The organism is Aeromonas sp. (assembly GCF_050633025.1).
GTDB lineage: Bacteria > Pseudomonadota > Gammaproteobacteria > Enterobacterales > Aeromonadaceae > Aeromonas.
This window is the reverse complement of the sequence record NZ_JBODRQ010000073.1, coordinates 1-18,813: the sequence shown is the minus strand read 5'-3', so window position 1 is coordinate 18,813 and position 18,813 is coordinate 1. Positions and strand designations below refer to the sequence as shown.

Genomic DNA, 18,813 nt, shown 5'->3' with positions numbered 1-18,813 from the left:
ACCAGCGGGATCAGCTTCTCGGGGAAGTGGTACGGGCCGTAGTTGTTGGAGCAGTTGGTGACGATGGTTGGCAGGCCGTAGGTGCGGCGCCAGGCGCGCACCAGATGGTCGCTGGAAGCCTTGGAGGCAGAATAGGGGCTGCTGGGAGCATAAGGGGTTGTTTCGGTAAAGAGCGGCAATGGCTCACCGGCGGCGACTTCATCCGGATGGGGCAGATCCCCATATACCTCGTCAGTGGAGATATGGTGGAAGCGGAAGGCCGCCTTGCGCGGATCAGGAAGACCGTTCCAATAGGCACGTGCCGCTTCCAGCAACATATAGGTGCCGACGATATTGGTCTCGATAAAGTCAGCCGGGCCTGTGATGGAGCGGTCAACATGACTCTCGGCGGCCAGATGCATCACGGCATCCGGCTGGTGCAGGGCAAACACCCGATCCAGCTCGGCACGGTTGCAGATATCCACCTGCTCAAACGCATAACGCTCGCTTGTCGATATATCGGCCAAGGATTCCAGATTGCCGGCATAGGTGAGTTTATCGAGATTGATAACGGCATCCTGAGTATCACGGATGATATGGCGCACCACGGCAGAGCCGATAAAGCCTGCGCCACCGGTAACGAGAATTTTCATAGATATGTTATCTCTTGAGAAGAGTTGACTTAGGAGCGACAGCGAGAGCGAGCTGGACGAGAAAAGAACGAGGCAACTCAGCGTTATTGCCTTAAACACCACTAAAAACAAAAATGATTAAAAATCAAACGAATCTGCGGAAAATGCATTGGCTACCGCCCCTGGGTTACAGCCCCCAGTTTGCTGCTTTTAACCTGATTTTGCTTGCTGTTGGTCATTAGGTCCCTCCAGCATTGTTATGTTTTGATGGTGCATAGCCATGTATTCATTTCATGCAAAACGACGAAACAGAACTTTGCATGGCAGAAACAGCACCCAGTACCAGCCCGATTAGAGCCCAAGATTCTATATCGATTCCAACCAGACTGCACATCAAAAAATGTTGCCACATCTCGTTTTTAGCCAAGATTCGATAGAAAACCACAAGAGCCTTATGAACCCAGCCCTGACTCGCTTAAAAGTCAACCAGAGAACCCCATTCGGAGCCAAAACGAGGTGCTATTCTGGTTGTCCTATTCGCCGATATGGTTTACGTAATCCTCTTGTCTCACAACAGGGTTCATTCAGAGAAGCATCGCTTGCATGCCATCAGTCATGTTTTGACTCATGGGAATGACTCAGATTCTCTGCTTCGTGCTGGTAACATCGTGCATCATCAACTGGCTCCACTTTCCGGGGCGGATCGACCTGCAGGGCGAATCCGCCTTCCTGATAGAGAGCATGTTCACCATGCTGGCCCAGCCCCACGGGCCTGCCTGCGGCCGCTAACCAGCGACGGCAACTTCCTCACATCCAAATCGGGGCCTGACCGCGTGCTTTGGCAGTCAGGCCCCGATTTGTTACCCTGTGCGCCCCCTGCTTGAGGTAACCCCTGTGCCACACTCTGACGCCATCCCCGCTTCCTTGCCCTTGAACGACCAACACGCCCACGTTCGAGCTGCCTTTGTGGCGCGTCTCAAACCCGGTGCTCACCTGCTCAATGGTCAGTGCGCTGCGGGGGAGGATCTGTGCTGGCTGCGTGCAGAAGGGTATGTAGTCACCGCCTGTGAAGCGGTACTGGCCGATGCCAAAGTCGCCTCGCAGCAATTTGGACAAGCGGTGCGGGTCTGCCCGCTGGCGAAGATGCACTCGGTGCTGCCTTACGATGGCATCTGGCTGAGCCGCCCGCTTGATAGCGAAGAAGCCACTCTTGTCCCCCTGTTGCAACAGCTGGCAACCCTGCTCAACGCGGGCGCTCCGATCTGCTTCCCCCTGCCACCAAGCGGCAAGATAAGTCACGCTCAGCTACAGCAACTGGTCACCACATCCGGGATAGCGCTGCAACTGGCGCCGATGGAAGCCTTATCAGCAAACACGTCAGATTCCGCAAGTCAACACGCCAGTCAGTACGTCATGTTGCTGCGTGGCGATCATCAGGCCAGCTAACGGGCTAATTCATCACGGATTTTCCAGGTAAACGCCAAGCAGACAGCTAGTCGGCAATCTTCGCTTTCGACAATATTTAACTCGGTGACAACTCATAAAATGCAGACATAACACGGCTTACGTGTTAAAAAGCGTGATTAATATCAAATCTTAATAACAAAACAGACAATACAACCAACTTCGGATTTCCTTATGAAACTTGTCCTGAAACTCATTGCTGGCATCCTTGCCGGTCTCTTGCTCGGTCTCTACGCCCCTGAGTGGGTGGCGCGCGTGCTGTTTACGGCCAAGACAGTGATAGGTCAGCTGATCACCTTCACCATTCCGCTCATCATTCTGTTCTTTATCATGAGCGGCATCGCCAGCCTGCCGAAAAACTCCGGCAAGCTGCTGGGTAAAACTGTGGCCCTCTCCTACTGCTCCACCATTCTGGCTGGGCTGTTCGCCTTTACCGTGGCGAGCCACCTGATCCCGCAGCTGACCACCGCTGCCGAGCCCACTACCGCCGAGGCGGTCAAGCTCACCTCCTACGTCAATCTGGAGATCCCGCCGCTGTTTGGCGTGATGTCTGCGCTGGCCGCCGCCTTCGTGTTCGGTATCGGCATCAGCGCCACCCAGGCCACCGATCTGCGCCGGGTCGCAGATCAGGGCCGTGACATCATCGACCGCCTGCTGGCCAAGGTGATCATCCCGCTGCTGCCGTTCTATATCGCTGGCGTCTTTGTCGAGATGACGGTGGAAGGCACCGTATTCGCCACCCTGAAAACCTTCGGTGTGGTGCTGGTAATGGCAATCCTGATGCACTGGATCTGGCTCTCCGTGCTATTTATCGGCACCGGTCTGGCCCTTGGCCGCTCTCCGGTCCAGCTCATCAAGAACATGCTGCCCGCCTACTTCACTGCGCTGGGGACCATGTCGAGCGCAGCCACCATTCCGGTCGCCCTGCAATCGAGCAAGAACAACGGCGTGAGCGATGGCATCGCCAACTTTACCGTGCCCCTGTGCGCCACCATTCACCTCTGTGGCTCCACCATTACCCTGGTCACCTGTGCCACCGCGGTGATGTTCCTCTCCGAGCATCTGGCCATTCCGGGTATCGAGACCATGCTCCCCTTCATCATGATGCTGGGGGTGATCATGATCGCCGCCCCAGGCGCACCGGGTGGTGGCGTGATGTCGGCGCTGGGCCTGCTCACCTCCATGCTCGGCTTTGGTGAAGCCTCCATCGCCCTGATGATCGCCCTCTATCTGGCGCAGGACAGCTTCGGCACCGCCTGCAACGTCACCGGTGACGGCGTGATTGCCCTGTGGGCGGATCGCTTCGCCAACGGTAGCGAGAGCGCAGCCCCCGTGGCCGAGGCCGAACAGGCATAAGCTCGCCGGGAAGGCTCCCCACCATCCTCTGCAAAAAAATGCAGGCCCGAACCATGTTCGGGCCTCAGATTGCTGGCAACCCCTTGGACGCCGATCCCGGGGTTTGATCTAATTGCTGCATGGTCAATAAAGGGACCAGCTTGAACGCTATACTCGGCGAGACTGCCTCCTGCACATCACTGTTGTACTCAAGAGACAGCCCGCTGGCACCTTCACATATCGGGATAACCTGCTTACTGGTCCAGCTCGTCCATGTATTCATCCAGATTGGCATCGTCGGCCTGCTCTTGCTGAGACGCTTTCAGCTCGGTCTGCTTGCCCGTCACCTTGCCCTGGTTATATTGCAGGTAGAAGTCCTTCGTCAGCGCATAAGGATCGAGGGAGTTGTCGATGATCCGCTCCTGATCGATCAGCTTGGCACGTGTGCCCAAGCCATCCAGTGCCCAGTGTGCAACCTTCATCGGGAAGGTTAACAGGGCATAGGGGAAGTAGAAGCTGTCAATCGCATCGCCAACCAGCTCCCGGGTGGTAGTCGGGCCGTAGACAGGCACCATGATGTAGGCACCATTACCGATATCGGCCCTGCCCAGCACTGTGTCCATTTCCAGCTTGTTACGCTCGAGGCCAGCATGTTTGGCCACATCGAAGATACCCAGCAGACCGACCGTGCTGTTGAGGGTAAAGCGCCCCAAGTTGGTACCCGCCCCTTTCAAGTCACCGGTGATCAGATGGTTCACCATGCTGCTCGGTTCATCAAAGTTCGCCACAAAGTTGGCAATGCCATCCTTCATCCCTACCGGAATGTAGCGGGCATAGGCATGCACCACAGGACGTGCCACATAAGGCTCAAGCACATCATAGTTGACCGCCCACATGGCCCGGTTGGCCCCCTGGAAGGGATCGCGCGGATCGGCCGCCGTACTGGTGGCACCCGGATTATTCATGCCGGGATTGAGATCCAGACTCTCTGGGCCAGGCTTGGGTGGGCCACCGGCACAACCAGCCAGCAAGAGGGCTGCCAGTATGGCCCCTGAACGAAGATACATATGATTGTCCTGACGTTTTATTTTGATTTATCAGAAGTGTAGATAACCCGGCACCTATCCAGGGGCCGGGTTATCCAAAGGCATATTAGAGGGCGTGATCGATGCGGATGTCAATCGGAGCAGCAGGGATTTCGGTCGTCTTGACCGGCACGGATACCCCTTCGAAGGCTCCTTCCTTGTTCATCACATTGCCACCTCGCGAGAGACGCGCCTTGAACTGTAGCTCCGGATAGGCCGCCAGTTTGCTGCCTTCCATCATGGCATCGCCATCCCCGAGTGACAGGGTAACAGGCAGGGTTGGCCCTGCGATACGCTTCACGGCGATGGGCATGGGCGGCCCGTTGGGCACCACGGCAAAGATGAAAAGATGGGCATCTTCCGGCATCTGAATGCCGGCCGCCAGCGAGATATGGATCGGGAACTCGCCCTGCTTCACCTCAAACTGAGCTTGCTGGTTATCCCGAGCATCCACTGCGCTAGAAGGCGTCACCACCATACCACGTTGCTTAAGCTGCGCCCTGGCATAATCCATGGAGCGCTCGACCATCACGTAACGGGGGGTACCTTTCTCCATCAGTGGCAACATCGCCTGCCAGCGAGCCAGCGCGGTCTGGAAGTCCTCTTTTTGCAGCGCCATAAAGGCATAGACAGAGCGCGCCTCGATATTGTCCGGATCCTGCGCGATAGCCGCTTGCAACAGGGCATCCGCTTGCGCCTCATCCCCCGTCATCATCAGCGCCTGCGCGTAGGGCACCGCCACTAGCGACTTTTGGGGAGCCAGCGTGTAGGCCCGCTCCAGCGCCTCGCTGGCCATCTCGGGATCATTGCCATCCAGCGCCAAACGTCCCAGCAGCAGCCAGCCGCGGTAGTCATTCGGTTCATCCTTGAGGCGGGTACGCAGTGCCAGCGTGAAATCCAGCAGATCCTGCTCGGTCACTTGGGCATCCCGCTCCACCAGAATGCGGTTGCTCAGCTCGCCAAGACGGCTGTTGGCATCCTGCCAGCGACTCACCTCTTGCCAGGAGCCCAACTTGTAGTAAAGCCCCAGACTCACCACCAACAGCACCAGCACACCCGGGATCCAGATCAGACTCTTGCCACTGCGGGCAGTCTGCTCCACATCAGGGATATCATCCAAGAGACTTCGTTGCAGCTCGACCAGCGAGTCGGACTCCTCAGCCAAGACACCCTGCTCGCGCTCTTCGCCAATCTCCAGCAGACGCTGGCGATAGAGCTGTTTGTTGAGCGCCGAGCGACTGATGCTCTGTTTGCCTTCACCACGCCACAGCGGCACGACGAGCGCCAGACTCACCAGCACCAGCAAGCCCGCAATCACTATCCAAAAAGCGGTCATTGTTTCTCTTCCTCTTTGAGCAGCTCGGCCAGTCGGCGCTGCTCCTCCTCGCTCAAGGCGTTATCCAGTTGTTTTTTCACCGCAGGGGGCCGGCGGCTGCGCATCACGACCACGGCGCCACCGATCAGGATCACCAGCAGCGGGCCGAGCCAGAGGATCAGGGTGGAGGCCATCAGGGGCGGGTTATAGAGGATAAAGTTGCCGTAACGGGCCACCATGTAATCCACGATCTCCTCTTTATCCTTACCCTCGCGCACCATCTGGTAGGTCTTGTCGCGCAAGTCCTTGGCCAGCCCCGCATTGGAGTCGGCGATATCCTGGTTCTGACACTTGGGGCAGCGCAGCTCCTTGGTCAGTTCGCGAAAGACCTGCTCCTGATTGTCGTTGTCGAAGGTATAGACATCGATAGCGGCCATGGCGGGTGCTTGCACCACCCATCCCAGCAACAGCAGCAGGGAAGCAATAAATACTCTCATCAGGACTCCCCTCACTTCATGGCATCAAAGATGGGTTTGAGGGTCGACGCCCAGTTCTCGGGGTTGATATCCCCCACGTGGCGATAACGGATGATCCCCTTGCTGTCGATAAAGAAGGTCTCCGGTGCGCCATATACCCCGAGATCCAGCCCCAGCATACCGTCCGGATCATAGAGGTTGACTTGATAGGGGTTGCCCAGCTCAGCCAGCCACTTGATCGCCTTGTCGCGCTCATCCTTGTAGTTCATGCCGATGATGGGAATGCCCTGCCCAGCCAACTCCTTGAGGTAGGTGTGCTCGCTATAACAGGTCGGGCACCAGGTGGCCCAGACGTTGAGCAGCATGGGGCGACCGGTCAGGATACTGCGATCATGCTGTTTGTTCAGATCATAAATGTCCTGCAGGGTGAACACCGGCACCTCTTTGCCCACCATCACAGACTCAAGCTTGGTGGGGTCGGAGTAGAGCCCCTTGAACAGGAACACAGTCCCCAGCAAAAAGACGATAAAGGGGATTAAAAACAACCAGATCTTTTTGTTCATGCCTTGACCTCCTCCTCACGACGACCGAAACGGTAACGCTTGTCGAGCATCGCCAGCACGCCTCCGATAGCCATAAAGACGCCGCCGAACCAGATCCAGCGCACGAACGGCTTGTAGTAGATCCGCACTGCCCAGGCCCCGTTATCGAGCTCTTCGCCGAGCGCCGCATAGAGATCACGGGTGATACCGGCATCGATGGCCGCTTCGGTCATCGGCATCCGACTCACCTTGTACATCCGCTTCTCGGGCTTGAGCAGGGCGACCTGCTTGCCATTGCGGTGCACTTCCAGCTCCCCCTTGAAGCCATCGTAGTTGGGACCGTTTTTCTCTTTGATCCCGGTAAAGACGAACTCGTAATCGGCAAAGTGCACCCGATCACCCGCCTGCATTCGCAGATCCTTCTCGATGCTGTAGTTCTGGGTGCAAGCGATACCTATGATGCTGACTGCCAGCCCCACATGGCCAAGGATCATGGCCCAGTGACTGTTGCCAAGCTTGCGCACACCGACCGTAAAGCTGTGCTTGTGGGTCGCTCGCGCCCAGGTCTCCTGCACGCTGGTGACGATGATCCAGGCCCCCAGACCAATCCCTACTGCCGCCCACGGCTTGAAGGTTTCGGCAAAGAGCAGTGGCAACAGCAAGGCCGCGGCCAGACTCAGCACCAGTGCCACGACCACCTTGCTTTTGAGTTCCCCGAGCTCCTGACGACGCCAGCGAAACAGCGGGCCAACCCCCAGCAGCAGGGCAAACGGGATGATCAGCCAGCTATAGATATTGTTGAAGAAGGGAGTACCGATAGAGATGCTCCCCAGCCCCAGCTCCTTGTGCACCAGCGGCAACAAGGTGCCGAGCAGCACGGTCAGCAGACCTGCAACCAGCATGATGTTGTTGCAAAGCAGCAGGGTCTCGCGGCTCCACAGCTCGTGTTTGCCGTGGCTCTTCACCTGCGAGCCTTTGAAGGCAAACAGCAGCAAGGATGAGCCGATCACCGCCAGCAGGAAGCCGAGAATAAACAGACCACGGGTCGGATCGGAGGCAAACGCATGCACCGACACCAACACGCCGGAGCGCACCAGGAAAGTACCCAGCAGGCTCAGCGAGAAGGCAGAGAGGGCCAGCAACACGGTCCACGCCTTGAAGGTGGCGCGCTTCTCGCTCACCGCCAGCGAGTGCAGCAGAGCGGTACCCGCCAGCCAGGGCATGAAGGAGGCGTTTTCTACCGGATCCCAGAACCACCAGCCGCCCCAACCGAGCTCGTAGTAGGCCCACCAGGAGCCGAGCACTATGCCCAGGGTCAGGAATACCCAGGCAGCCATGGTCCAGGGGCGCGACCAGCGGGCCCAGGTCGCATCGAGACGGCCGGTCATCAGCGAAGCAATGGCAAAGGCAAACGCCACCGAGAAGCCCACATAACCCATGTAGAGCATCGGCGGATGGAAGATAAGACCCGGATCCTGCAGCAGCGGATTGAGGTCACGACCATCGACCGGGAAATAGGGCAAGGTGCGGGTGAAGGGATCGGAGGTGAACAGCACGAAGGCGGTGAAGCCGACCGAGATCAGCCCCAGCACACCAAGTACCCGTGCGACAGCATCAAGCGGCAGACGGCGGCTGAACATGGCCACCGCCGCAGTCCAGCCACCCAGGGTCAGTACCCACAGCAGCAGGGAACCTTCGTGGGCCCCCCACACGGCAGAGATGCGATATGCCAGCGGCAGCAGGCTGTTGGAGTTAGTAGCCACATACTGCACGGTGAAGTCGTTATCGATAAAGGCCCAGGTCAGGCAGAGAAACGACAGCAGCAACAACAAAAACTGGGCATAGGCGAGCGGGCGGGCCGCCGACATCATGCCAAGACGCCCCCAACTGGCGCCCAGCAGCGGGTAACTGCCCAGCAGCAGGGCGGTGGCAAAGGCCAGGATCAGCGCAAACTGACCTAATTCCGGGATCATGAAGGCATTCCTTTCAATTGAACGGTGACAACAGCCGCACCACGCACGGCAGGCAAAGCGGAAAAGGCAAACACCACAGGGATCACTGCTTGGCTCCCTTCAACTGCGCCTCGGTATACTCCGGCTTGAAGTGCATACCGTTGGTGGCATCGGCCACTTCCGGCGGCATGTAGTTCTCATCGTGCTTGGCCAGCACCTCGAACGCCTCTACTGTCGTGGCGTTCTTGAGGGTGCCCTGGGCAACAATCCCCTGCCCTTCACGGAAGAGATCCGGCAGGATGCCGTCAAACTCGACCTTCACCAGATGACCTCCGTTATCCACCAGCTTGAAGGCAACCTTGAGGCTCTGGGGATCCCGCTGTACCGACCCCGGCACGACCAACCCACCGATGCGCAGGCGCTGCCCCTCTTCCGGCTTGATCTTGTCCGGCCCCTTCCCCTCCACCAGCTCGCTCGGGGTGTAGAAGAGGTCGATATTCTGACTGAGTGCGTAGAGCACCAGCCCGCTGACGGTCGCCAGACCCAGGGTAATGGCCAGAATGATGGTGAGGCGTTTTTTGCGTCTCGGGTTCATAGGGTGTTCTCCATCTGCTGGGCCGCCTTGCGACGGGCCTCACGCGCCTGTTTGCTGCGCAACTCAGCGAGCAGGCTGCGGGTTTTCATGCGGGTAGAAATGATGATGCCGACCAGACACACCAGCGTCAGGCCAAATGAGAGCCAGACATAAAAGGCGTAACCGCCCATCGCCATAAAATCACTGAAAGAGGCAAAGTGCATGCTTACTTCTCCTGCTCTGCAATCTCTTTGACCCAGGGGCGATGCCACTCCCGCATCAGGAGTTCATTGCGAAAACGCATCAGGGTCAGGGCACCGAGAAACGTGGCAAACGCCAGGATCATGATCAGCAGCGGCCAGAGCATCTCGGGTGAAATGGAGGGTTTGTCAAATTTGGTGATGGTGGCCCCCTGATGCAGGGTGTTCCACCACTCCACCGAGTAGTGGATGATGGGCAGGTTGATCACCCCCACCAGCGCCAGAATGCCGGCGGCACGGCCAGCGACCACCTTGTCGCTGAAGGCGTTGTAGAGGGCAATCACGCCGAGGTAGAGAAACAGCAGGATCAGTTCAGAGGTGAGCCGCGCATCCCACACCCACCAGGTTCCCCACATCGGCTTGCCCCAGGCGGCACCGGTAAAGAGGGCAATAAAGGTAAATACAGCGCCGACCGGTGCAATGGCTGCAACCGTCATGTCCGCCATCCGCAGTTGCCACACCAGGCCGATAAAGGCGGCCACCGCCATGGTGGAGTAGGCCCCCATGGAGAGAATGGCGGAAGGCACGTGGATATAGATGATCCGGAACGAATCTCCCTGCTGGTAATCCGCTGGCGCAAACGCGAGGCCCCAGACAGTACCGATCACAAACGAGAGCAGACTAATCACCGCAAACCAGGGCAACAGCGTGCCTGCCAGCTGATAGGCCCGCTCCGGTTTGGCATAAGGGTGCAACCATTTCCACATAGCTCACAAAACCTTTTTGTTATTAATCGTTTGGCGAGACCTACCATACCGACCACGGGGCAGCATCAAATACCCCGAAAGCAATAAGCGGCACTCTCCTTGATCCATCGCAACATTATTTTTTGTAAAAAGACTCCGTTCGGAGCCAAATCCGGTTCAGCTCACGGCCATCAGTTGAGGCTGACCCGCAACGCCGCCGACACAGCCAGCGGCGTCAGCGTCAGGGCCCCCACCAGCATGGCGGCCAGAATCGCAAGCTGCCCGCCATAGGGCAAGCTCATCCCCGCTGCATCAATGGCGGAGGTGGCAAAAATCAGTACCGGAATATAAAGCGGCAGGATCAGCAGACTAAGCAGCACCCCGCCTTTGCGCAGTCCCACCGTCAACGCGACCCCGACCGCGCCGAGCAGGCTCAATACCGGAGTGCCAAGGGCCAGCGTCGCGACGACGGCCAGATAGGTGTTCATATCCAGCGACAGCAAAATCGCCAGCAAGGGAGAGATCAGCAGCAGCGGCAAGCCGGTCAGCAGCCAGTGAGCAACCACTTTCGCCAGCGCCAGCAAGCCCAGCGGGTGCGGCATCAGCATCATCTGCTCCAGCGCGCCATCGGCAAAGTCGTCGCGAAACAGCCGCTCCAGCGACAGCATGGCCGCCAATAGCGCCGCCACCCAGATAATCCCCGGGGCAATACGGGCAAGCAGTTTGGGCTCCGGGCCAATCCCTAACGGAAACAGGGTGATGACGATGAGGAAAAACCAGAGCGGATTGAGAATATCTGAACGCTGGCGCAGAGCCATCAGCAGTTCACGGCGAATAAGGTGCATAACAGCGCGCAACATGGCGTTACTCCTGCAATGTCGAGGCGAAGGGGATCAACGAGATAGTCTTCAGCCGTCCCTGCATCAGGGTCAGATCCTGATGGGTGGTGAGGATCACCATGCCGCCCCGCTCGGCGTGGGCGAGAAAAAGCTGTTCGAGCACCTTGACCCCCTGCTTGTCGATGGCAGTAAAGGGCTCATCGAGGATCCAGAGCGCCGGTTTTTGTGACAACCAGAGTCTGGCCAGGGCCACCCGGCGTTGTTGACCGGCAGAGAGTTGCCCGGTCGGGTTCTCTTCAAACCCGGCAAGCCCTACCCGGGCCAATATCTGCCACAAGTCAGTCTCTGTCTGCTGCGGGTGATGCAACTGCTGGTAGAACCTCAGGTTTTCAAAAGGGGTCAGCGCCGCTTTGACACCCGGCTGATGACCGAGATAGAGCAGATTGGCATGATACTCATCACGACAGTGACGAATATTCTCCCCATTCCAGCACACCTCACCGGCAAACGGCTGCGACAGCCCGGTCAACAACCGTAACAGGCTGGTCTTGCCGACCCCGTTGGGCCCTTCGATTTGCACCAGATCGCCGGGCACAACAGAGAAAGAGAGGTGTTCAAACAGAGTGCGATCTTCACGCACGCAGCTCAGATTGTTAACTTGAAGCAGCATGGGGATTTTTTCAGAGAAAATGAAGCGGTCTGCATCTTAACACAGTATTGGAATACGTCTTTTCAAAGATGCAACAATTGAACTGACTGACGACCGGGATCACAAAGAAAATGCGGTAGAAACTACTCGCTCAACGCAACTGGGGGACAAACGGCTGCACGCCATAAAATTCAGGAAGGCAATTGCCTTCCTGAATCATCAAGAGCGACCTTTTCGCAACGATATCAAGAGCTCGGCCTCTGCCTTTGGCAACTCGCACTCACTCATGACTTCATCAAGATCGGCGCCCAGTTCGACCATCTTTGCCGCTCGGCTGTAGAGCCTGCGTTCGGGATCCTGCATGGTCAGCTCTTGCTGGCGCTCATTGACCTGATGCATCGCCCCTTCCACTGACTGCAGACGCTGCCCCATGCCAATGGCACCGGAATGGAGTTCCATCATCTGCTTGCGCAAGCTTTCCAACTGACCTTGCAGGGTTGCCACACTGGCCTCGGACTCCTGCTTGCTGCGCTTGCTCTTGAACCAGAGATAAGAGGCAAACGCCAAGGCAATCAGGGACATCCCCAAGGCAACCATCTCGATTATCAAAACATCACCTTACTTATCAGAGGGAACCGATATCTTCCCACTCTTCATCGGAGAGCAGCTTGTTCAGGTCAACCAGGATCAGCAGTTGCCCATCGCGGTTGCTCACCCCCTGAATAAACTTGGCGCTCTCTTCAGTACCGACCGCAGGTGCCGCATCGATTTCGGAAGAACGCAGATAAACCACTTCCGCCACACTGTCGACCATGATGCCGATCACCTGCTTCTCGGCCTCGATGATCACGATCCGGGAGTTTTCACTCACATCACCGGAAGGCAGACCGAAACGGGAACGGGTATCGATGACAGTCACCACATTGCCACGCAGGTTGATGATCCCCAGTACGTACTCAGGCGCACCCGGCACCGGTGCAATTTCGGTGTAGCGCAACACCTCCTGAACCTGCATCACATTGATGCCGTAGGTTTCGTTTTCCAGTTGGAAGGTTACCCATTGCAGCACTTCATCTTCGGCCAGATTCTGTGCGATATTGCGCTTTTCTGTCATGTTTTTATTCCTTTTATGAAAACGTCTACTGCTAAAACTAGCAATAAAACAGCTCGATTGCAGAAGTTATCAGCGACCTTCTATGTTAACCCCACGCTCCAGTAACAGGAGCAGTTCGCGAACATGTAACAGGGCACACATTTTTTCTTTGACCATGCCCGCCAACCAGGGACGTTTGCCCTCCTGATGACGCCATTTCACCTGGTCACGGTGTAACAATTCAGTCCCCTTGAGATGATGGCAGGCTAATCCCCACGGCGATTCACCAAGCATAATCAGATATTTGTAATCATCCATCTCGAGATGCTGACCCGGCATGACCCACTGGGCAGTATCGACCACATTCATCTTCTGCTCGCGGGAGGTCATAATCCCCATGTACCAGCCTGGTTGGCCAAACAGGGAGGTGATTTCGCCCAACTGATGAATGCCGCCAAGCTCGGTCAACGGCACAGCAAACGTCACGCCCGCGACATCAAAGAAGAGGGCCTGAAACTCTTTGCCGGTATCGATATTTTCCCAGGCGACAGGTTCACTGGCCTCTACCGGAGCAACCTGCAGCGCAGTCTCGGTCAGGATAGTGGTATGGGGCTCGACGACCTCGGGAAGCAGCACCTCCTCCGGCCATTCAGGCTCTACCGGCAACAGTGACTCTTCCGCCACAATCTCCAGCGGTGCGGTAAGAGCCGCCTCCTGGCTGAAGGCATCATTTTCGAACTGGACTTGTCCTACCTGAGCCAATAACTCACCGAGCTGGGCAAGACGTGGATCGCTTTCAAGGTAAGGAGTGGAGACTACCTTTGGAACGCTTTGGGGCTGACGTTGCAACTGTAAAACAGGGGCAGATTGAACCTCTTCCACCTCATCCAGTACCAGCGGCTCATCGAGTAGCAGAGAGTGAAAATAGTCATCCATCGCCCTGACTTGAATGGTATCTCTCATGCCGTCACCTCGTGGATCCGTTGCCGCTCAAGGGCATCAAGATGGTTGAGCAGCGTTTCGTAAGCATAGGTTCCACGACTCCCGGGAGAATAGATAGACGGGGGGATATGCAGCAAGCTGGCATCCCGAAATTTGGTATCGATAGGGATCACTGCATTCCAGACCGAATCGCCATATTGATCCTTGATCGACTTCAAGGTCATCAGAGAGGCACGGGTACGCTTGTCAAACATGGTCGGAATGACGGTATAACGAAACTTGTCACGCTTGGAGCGCTGCATGATCTCGAATGTTTTCATCATCCGCTCCAACCCCTTGAGGGCCAAAAACTCAGTCTGAACAGGCACCAGAATGCGATCGCAGGCAGCCAGTGCATTGACCATCATCACCCCCAGCACCGGTGGACAGTCAATGAGCACATAGTCGTATTGATCCTGAATGCGCAACAGTGCCCGCTTCAGTACCAGTCCCATCCCCTCACGATTGCCCATCACCCGATCAAGGGTCGCTAAAGTAATAGAGGCGGGCAGTAAATCGATATTATCGAACTTGGTCTTGAGCGTCAGTTTATTGACAAGCTCTGCTGTCGGTTTGACCGCTTGAAACAACTCATAGAGGGTTCCATCCAGGCGATCTGAATCAAAATCAAGATATGCAGTCAGCGAAGCATGGGGGTCGGTATCAATCAACAACACCCGCTGACCACGCTGGGCCAGGATCCCCGCAAGCGAGACCACTGTTGTGGTTTTACCCACACCACCTTTCTGGTTGGCAACCGTCCAAACAATCACTGTATCAATCCTGCCTTGTTGTTATGCGTATGCCACCACCTGGCAAGGTGATCACCTTTATCTCTCCTGCATCCACCGCCTGCTGTACAGCTGGAACCGGTTCGGCATCCACTGTGGGCGTTGCAACCACAGGTGCGGGCGGCACCCAGGCAAACTTGGAGATAGCAACCACAACCTTGCGATTCTGCAGCCTGCCCTGTTCGCTGCTGTTGTCAGCAAAGGGGGAAAACTCGCCATATGCCTCGAACGCCAGACGCTGGGGGGCGATCCCATCGGCAATCAGGCCATTAAGTACCGCCTCTGCCCGAGCAGCAGAAAGCGCCCAGTTAGAACGATAAATTTCATTATTTATCTGCTGGTTATCGGTATAACCCCGAACCCTCACATAGTTATCGACCGGTTTGAGAATACTTGAAAGAGTATTAATGACTGGCACTGCGTTTGGGCCCATATAAGCGCTGCCGCTACCAAACAACAAGCCGGCACTGAGTTCAACTGTCAGCCAGTTTTCGTCTTGCGTCAGTTTGACGATACCGGCATCCACTAGCGAGCCCATGCTCTGTTGCAACTGCATATCGAGTTTCGCAAGTGTCGTGCCATCTTGCTGCACTGGCACACCAGAAATGGGAGCGACTGAAGGAGAGGGTGATGACTCGCTTTCCAGCAACGACGGCGATGCAGAGACCGCATTATCCAGCAGGGTATTACCCTGTCCTTCAAACAAGCCATTGCTGCCAGACTGCATGACACTGAACGCCTGGCTCAGGCCATCGATCACCGCGCGATACTTGTCCTTGTTCACCAGCGCAACAGAGTAGAGCACCACGAACAGGGCAAAGATCAGCGTCATATAATCGGCATAGGAGACCAGCCACCGGTCAAGATGCTCGCGCCCCTGCAAGTGCAACCGATAGCGCTTGCGCATGGCTACTCTCCTTTCAAATAAGCCCTGAGCCGACGTTCAACCTGCAAACCGTTTTCACCATGGGCGATAGCCAATAACCCCTCCAGGGTCATCTCCTGAAAGAGTGTGTAGTGATAGTGAAATGCACGTAGCCGATTGGCTATGGGCAGGTAGATGAGGTTGGCAAAACCCACCCCATAGATAGTTGCCACAAATGCAACTGCAATACCCGCCCCCAGTGCTGATGGCTCTTCAAGATTAAACATGGCCTGGATCAGGCCCAGCACGGCACCGATGATCCCGATAGTCGGACTGTACCCCCCCATGGCTTCAAATACCCTGGCAGAATGTTCATTGCGCTCCTGCTCGATATCGATGTCCGCTTCCAGCAGCATACGAATATCCTCTGTGGATACCCCATCGACAATCATGCCAAGCCCTTGGCGGGTAAAGTCGTCCTCCTCCTGCTCGGCCTGATTTTCAAGGGCCAGCAGCCCTTGCTGGCGCGCAAAGACGGCCCAAGACTGCAACCGTTCAGCCTGCGTCACAAGATCTTGACGGGGAGGGGTAAAAATCCATAACAGCTGACGCAACGCGAGCTGGATGTACTTGGCTGGAGTCTGCAACGTGACAGCTCCAACAGTACCGCCCAGCACGATCAGAAAAGCGGGCCCGTCCACCAGAGTTAACAGGGAGCCACCATGCCACAGCTGGGCAATGGCAATAGCCCCGAATGCCAGGAGCAGACCGAGCAAGCCCATGATTAGCGCCCCAACTCAACCAGAATACGCTGGGCCACCTTGTCCAGAGGGAGTGATTCGCTGGCGATTCCGGCTTTGGCTACCGCTTGTGGCATACCATATACCACGCAGGAAGCCTCATCCTGAGCCCAGATGGTTGATCCCTGCTCTTTCAGCAGTCTGGCGCCATCACGGCCATCTGCGCCCATACCGGTCAGCACAATCGCCAATACCTTGTCGGCATAGGTCTTGGCCGCAGAGGCAAAGGTGATGTCCACACAAGGCTTGTAATTTACCTTGTCGTTGCCATCCACGATGCGAATGCGGGCCCCTGCACCGCGCCCCTCCAGCAGCATCTGTTTGCCACCGGGAGCAAGGAAGGCATGCCCTGGTTTAAGCACATCGCCATCTTCCGCTTCCTTGACGCCAATCTGACATAACCCGTTGAGACGGGCAGCAAACGCGGCAGTAAAAGTGGCAGGCATATGCTGGATAAGCAGGATGGGATGGGGAAAATCCCCCGGCAACTTGGTCAGCACATTTTGCAAAGCAACAGGTCCGCCGGTAGAAGTGCCGATCGCCACCAACTGATAACTCTTGCCACTGCGCTTGAATGAAGCACTTGGTACAGTACGTTGCAGGTCAGGCTGACGATCTGAAGTTCTGGGCGCAGTGCTGCCCAGCGGAGCACGAGTAACCGGTTCAGGTGCTTTGGGGCGGGCAGCGGATGTCATCAGGAAGCGCTTGCGAGAGATCTCCTTTACCCGCTGTTGCAATAGTCTGACCGCTTCATCTTTGTCTCTGGCAATGTCCTCAAACTTCTTGGGCAAGAAGTCGAGGGCACCGGCGTCCAGCGCATCCAGCGTAGCCTTGGCCCCTTCATGGGTCAGGGAGGAGAACATCAGAATGGGGGTTGGGCACTTGGCCATGATCTCGCGCACCGCACTGATGCCATCCATCACGGGCATTTCGATGTCCATGGTGATCACATCAGGACGCAGCGACATCGCCTTGTCTACCGCCTCACGTCCATTCTGGGCCGTATCAATCACCGTCAGCATGGGATCCTGATTGATGATCTCGCTCACCCGACGGCGAAAGAAGCTCGAATCGTCGACAACTAATACCTTGACTGCCATTGTTGTTTTTCTAACTCCTTGGGCCTGAGCTATTAATGTCTACGCGCATATGCTTTGAGCAGACTCGGCACATCCAAAATAAGAGCAATTCCGCCATCACTGGTAATCGTCGCCCCGGCCATGCCAGGGGTGCCTTGCAGCAGGTTATCGAGTGGCTTGATCACCACCTCTTCCTGACCAATCAGACTATCTACCACAAACCCGATTTGCTGAGTACCAATCTGCACAATCACCACATGTCCGGTATCCTGGCGTGAACGCTTGTTGGCGCCACGAATCAACCATTTGTGCAGATAGAAGAGCGGTATCGCCTTCTCTCGCACAATGATGGTGAGCTGGCCATCAACCATGTTGGCCTTTTTCAGATCCAGATGGAAAATCTCATTCACACAACCAAGGGGAAGTGCGAAGGTCTGCTCACCCACTTCCACCATCAGAGTCGGCAGAATGGCTAGCGTCAACGGAACCTTGATTTCGAGACGGGTACCTTTCCCCCAAGTGGAATCGATGTGCACCGACCCATTGAGGCTGACAATGCTGGTTTTAACCACATCCATTCCGACACCACGGCCAGAGATATCGGAGATCTCGGCCTTGGTTGAAAAGCCTGGGGCAAAGATCAGGTTATAGGCATCGTTGTCGCTCATGCGAGCGGCAGTATCTGCATCCAGAACACCGCGACTGATAGCGATGGACTTGAGTTTCTCCGGATCCATCCCAGCCCCATCATCCTCGATGCAAAGCAGAATATGGTCACCTTGCTGGGAAGCGCTAAGGGTAATCGTCCCTTGCCGCGGCTTGCCCGCTTTCTCCCGCACATCCGGCATTTCGACCCCGTGATCGCAGGAGTTGCGAACCAGGTGAACCAGGGGATCTGCTAGGGCCTCCACCAGGTTTTTATCAAGATCGGTCTCTTCCCCCACCATCACCAGCTCAATATCTTTCTTGAGGGTTCTGGCCAGATCACGCACTACGCGCGGGAAACGACCAAATACCTTCTTGATTGGCTGCATGCGGGTTTTCATCACCGCACCTTGCAGGTCAGCCGTTACCACATCCAGATTGGCAACTGCCTTTGACATCTCTTCATCATTACTGGCAATCCCCAGGCTCACCAGCCGGTTACGAACCAGCACCAACTCACCTACCATGTTCATGATGACATCGAGAGTCTTGGTATCCACCCGCACCGTCGTATCGCTTTGCACGGCACTGTTTTCTACTGGCGCAGGCGCCGCCTTAGCGGTAGGCGCTGGTGCCTTGGCTGCTTCGGCAGGTTTTGCGGTAGCCGCCGGTGCAGGTTTGGCTACAGGAGTGATCGGTTTGGGCGGAGTCACCGCCGCAGGTGCCGCAGGTGCCGCAGGTGCCGCAGGTGCCGCAGGTGCCGCAGGTGCC

At 56.5% G+C, this 18,813-nt stretch carries 21 protein-coding genes and 1 pseudogene; 3 read left to right on the top strand and 19 right to left on the bottom strand.

The genetic code is table 11. The annotated features are described in order from the left end of the window. Nucleotides 1–632, bottom strand: a 632-nt coding sequence (locus ACRAUW_RS11220; RefSeq protein ID WP_431362345.1) for a GDP-mannose 4,6-dehydratase, incomplete at its 3' end; no start/stop codon positions are given. Between the two features lie 651 nt (nt 633–1,283). Here ACRAUW_RS11220 and ACRAUW_RS11215 point away from each other — a divergent pair. The 3 genes and pseudogenes from ACRAUW_RS11215 to ACRAUW_RS11205 all read left to right on the top strand — a co-directional run. Further along, nucleotides 1,284–1,400, top strand: a pseudogene (locus tag ACRAUW_RS11215) (TetR family transcriptional regulator); the annotation flags it as partial. Nucleotides 1,401–1,505: 105 nt separating this feature from the next. Continuing rightward, complete coding sequence (locus ACRAUW_RS11210) at nt 1,506–2,057, top strand: hypothetical protein (RefSeq protein WP_431362344.1); 552 nt, start codon at nt 1,506–1,508, stop codon at nt 2,055–2,057. 192 nt (nt 2,058–2,249) lie between these two features. Further along, nucleotides 2,250–3,431 (top strand): dicarboxylate/amino acid:cation symporter, encoded by a 1,182-nt coding sequence (locus ACRAUW_RS11205; protein ID WP_431362343.1) that lies wholly within the window; start codon nt 2,250–2,252, stop codon nt 3,429–3,431. A 233-nt stretch (nt 3,432–3,664) separates the two neighbouring features. Here the strand turns inward: ACRAUW_RS11205 and ACRAUW_RS11200 are convergent, their stop codons facing one another. The 18 genes from ACRAUW_RS11200 to ACRAUW_RS11115 all read right to left on the bottom strand — a co-directional run. Continuing rightward, the gene (locus ACRAUW_RS11200; protein WP_431362342.1) at nt 3,665–4,477 is read right to left on the bottom strand and encodes an MlaA family lipoprotein; all 813 of its coding nucleotides are present in this window, start codon (nt 4,475–4,477) and stop codon (nt 3,665–3,667) included. A gap of 85 nt (nt 4,478–4,562) precedes the next feature. Beyond that, nucleotides 4,563–5,831 (bottom strand): c-type cytochrome biogenesis protein CcmI, encoded by a 1,269-nt coding sequence (ccmI, locus tag ACRAUW_RS11195; protein ID WP_431362341.1) that lies wholly within the window; start codon nt 5,829–5,831, stop codon nt 4,563–4,565. Continuing rightward, entirely contained in the window at nt 5,828–6,307 is a 480-nt protein-coding gene (locus ACRAUW_RS11190) for a cytochrome c-type biogenesis protein (protein ID WP_017788562.1), read from the bottom strand. Before ACRAUW_RS11190 ends, ccmI begins: the two co-directional genes overlap by 4 nt. Before the next feature lie 11 nt (nt 6,308–6,318). Beyond that, nucleotides 6,319–6,849, bottom strand: a complete 531-nt coding sequence (locus tag ACRAUW_RS11185; RefSeq protein WP_431362340.1) for a DsbE family thiol:disulfide interchange protein — start codon at nt 6,847–6,849, stop codon at nt 6,319–6,321. Beyond that, entirely contained in the window at nt 6,846–8,801 is a 1,956-nt protein-coding gene (locus ACRAUW_RS11180) for a heme lyase CcmF/NrfE family subunit (protein ID WP_431362339.1), read from the bottom strand. Before ACRAUW_RS11180 ends, ACRAUW_RS11185 begins: the two co-directional genes overlap by 4 nt. Nucleotides 8,802–8,883: 82 nt before the next feature. Beyond that, entirely contained in the window at nt 8,884–9,375 is a 492-nt protein-coding gene (gene ccmE, locus ACRAUW_RS11175) for a cytochrome c maturation protein CcmE (protein WP_429095067.1), read from the bottom strand. Then, nucleotides 9,372–9,578 carry a heme exporter protein CcmD gene (gene ccmD, locus ACRAUW_RS11170; RefSeq protein WP_005353657.1) on the bottom strand — a complete coding sequence of 69 codons (207 nt, stop codon included), beginning with the start codon at nt 9,576–9,578 and terminating at the stop codon, nt 9,372–9,374. Before ccmD ends, ccmE begins: the two co-directional genes overlap by 4 nt. A gap of 2 nt (nt 9,579–9,580) precedes the next feature. After that, nucleotides 9,581–10,321, bottom strand: a complete 741-nt coding sequence (locus tag ACRAUW_RS11165; RefSeq protein WP_043820935.1) for a heme ABC transporter permease — start codon at nt 10,319–10,321, stop codon at nt 9,581–9,583. Nucleotides 10,322–10,491: 170 nt separating this feature from the next. After that, the gene (gene ccmB, locus ACRAUW_RS11160; protein WP_431362338.1) at nt 10,492–11,160 is read right to left on the bottom strand and encodes a heme exporter protein CcmB; all 669 of its coding nucleotides are present in this window, start codon (nt 11,158–11,160) and stop codon (nt 10,492–10,494) included. 4 nt (nt 11,161–11,164) lie between these two features. Then, nucleotides 11,165–11,809, bottom strand: a complete 645-nt coding sequence (gene ccmA, locus ACRAUW_RS11155; RefSeq protein ID WP_431362337.1) for a cytochrome c biogenesis heme-transporting ATPase CcmA — start codon at nt 11,807–11,809, stop codon at nt 11,165–11,167. Between the two features lie 198 nt (nt 11,810–12,007). Beyond that, nucleotides 12,008–12,385 (bottom strand): DUF2802 domain-containing protein, encoded by a 378-nt coding sequence (locus ACRAUW_RS11150; protein WP_431362346.1) that lies wholly within the window; start codon nt 12,383–12,385, stop codon nt 12,008–12,010. Between the two features lie 28 nt (nt 12,386–12,413). Then, nucleotides 12,414–12,902, bottom strand: a complete 489-nt coding sequence (locus tag ACRAUW_RS11145) for a chemotaxis protein CheW (protein ID WP_005298836.1) — start codon at nt 12,900–12,902, stop codon at nt 12,414–12,416. A gap of 69 nt (nt 12,903–12,971) precedes the next feature. Continuing rightward, nucleotides 12,972–13,844 (bottom strand): chemotaxis protein CheW, encoded by an 873-nt coding sequence (locus ACRAUW_RS11140; protein ID WP_431362336.1) that lies wholly within the window; start codon nt 13,842–13,844, stop codon nt 12,972–12,974. Then, nucleotides 13,841–14,635, bottom strand: coding sequence for a ParA family protein (locus ACRAUW_RS11135; protein WP_431362335.1), 795 nt, complete (start codon nt 14,633–14,635; stop codon nt 13,841–13,843). Before ACRAUW_RS11135 ends, ACRAUW_RS11140 begins: the two co-directional genes overlap by 4 nt. Nucleotides 14,636–14,639: 4 nt before the next feature. Further along, complete coding sequence (locus ACRAUW_RS11130; RefSeq protein WP_431362334.1) at nt 14,640–15,560, bottom strand: flagellar motor protein MotB; 921 nt, start codon at nt 15,558–15,560, stop codon at nt 14,640–14,642. Between the two features lie 2 nt (nt 15,561–15,562). After that, the gene (locus tag ACRAUW_RS11125) at nt 15,563–16,300 is read right to left on the bottom strand and encodes a flagellar motor protein (RefSeq protein ID WP_431362333.1); all 738 of its coding nucleotides are present in this window, start codon (nt 16,298–16,300) and stop codon (nt 15,563–15,565) included. Between the two features lie 2 nt (nt 16,301–16,302). After that, on the bottom strand, nt 16,303–17,418 hold the full coding sequence (locus ACRAUW_RS11120) for a protein-glutamate methylesterase/protein-glutamine glutaminase (protein ID WP_431362332.1): 1,116 nt from the start codon (nt 17,416–17,418) through the stop codon (nt 16,303–16,305). Nucleotides 17,419–17,450: 32 nt separating this feature from the next. Continuing rightward, nucleotides 17,451–18,813: chemotaxis protein CheA (locus ACRAUW_RS11115; protein WP_431362331.1), on the bottom strand; the 1,363-nt coding region annotated here is incomplete at its 5' end.

Excerpts from the sequence above, each read along its gene's own strand:
- ACRAUW_RS11205 (WP_431362343.1), top strand. The coding sequence starts at position 2,250 with ATGAAACTTGTCCTGAAACTCATTGCTGGCATCCTTGCCGGTCTCTTG.
- ACRAUW_RS11200 (WP_431362342.1), bottom strand. The coding sequence starts at position 4,477 with ATGTATCTTCGTTCAGGGGCCATACTGGCAGCCCTCTTGCTGGCTGGT.
- ccmI (WP_431362341.1), bottom strand. The coding sequence starts at position 5,831 with ATGACCGCTTTTTGGATAGTGATTGCGGGCTTGCTGGTGCTGGTGAGT.
- ACRAUW_RS11190 (WP_017788562.1), bottom strand. The coding sequence starts at position 6,307 with ATGAGAGTATTTATTGCTTCCCTGCTGCTGTTGCTGGGATGGGTGGTG.
- ACRAUW_RS11185 (WP_431362340.1), bottom strand. The coding sequence starts at position 6,849 with ATGAACAAAAAGATCTGGTTGTTTTTAATCCCCTTTATCGTCTTTTTG.
- ACRAUW_RS11180 (WP_431362339.1), bottom strand. The coding sequence starts at position 8,801 with ATGATCCCGGAATTAGGTCAGTTTGCGCTGATCCTGGCCTTTGCCACC.
- ccmE (WP_429095067.1), bottom strand. The coding sequence starts at position 9,375 with ATGAACCCGAGACGCAAAAAACGCCTCACCATCATTCTGGCCATTACC.
- ccmD (WP_005353657.1), bottom strand. The coding sequence starts at position 9,578 with ATGCACTTTGCCTCTTTCAGTGATTTTATGGCGATGGGCGGTTACGCC.
- ACRAUW_RS11165 (WP_043820935.1), bottom strand. The coding sequence starts at position 10,321 with ATGTGGAAATGGTTGCACCCTTATGCCAAACCGGAGCGGGCCTATCAG.
- ccmB (WP_431362338.1), bottom strand. The coding sequence starts at position 11,160 with ATGTTGCGCGCTGTTATGCACCTTATTCGCCGTGAACTGCTGATGGCT.
- ccmA (WP_431362337.1), bottom strand. The coding sequence starts at position 11,809 with ATGCTGCTTCAAGTTAACAATCTGAGCTGCGTGCGTGAAGATCGCACT.
- ACRAUW_RS11150 (WP_431362346.1), bottom strand. The coding sequence starts at position 12,385 with ATGGTTGCCTTGGGGATGTCCCTGATTGCCTTGGCGTTTGCCTCTTAT.
- ACRAUW_RS11145 (WP_005298836.1), bottom strand. The coding sequence starts at position 12,902 with ATGACAGAAAAGCGCAATATCGCACAGAATCTGGCCGAAGATGAAGTG.
- ACRAUW_RS11140 (WP_431362336.1), bottom strand. The coding sequence starts at position 13,844 with ATGAGAGATACCATTCAAGTCAGGGCGATGGATGACTATTTTCACTCT.
- ACRAUW_RS11130 (WP_431362334.1), bottom strand. The coding sequence starts at position 15,560 with ATGCGCAAGCGCTATCGGTTGCACTTGCAGGGGCGCGAGCATCTTGAC.
- ACRAUW_RS11125 (WP_431362333.1), bottom strand. The coding sequence starts at position 16,300 with ATGGGCTTGCTCGGTCTGCTCCTGGCATTCGGGGCTATTGCCATTGCC.
- ACRAUW_RS11120 (WP_431362332.1), bottom strand. The coding sequence starts at position 17,418 with ATGGCAGTCAAGGTATTAGTTGTCGACGATTCGAGCTTCTTTCGCCGT.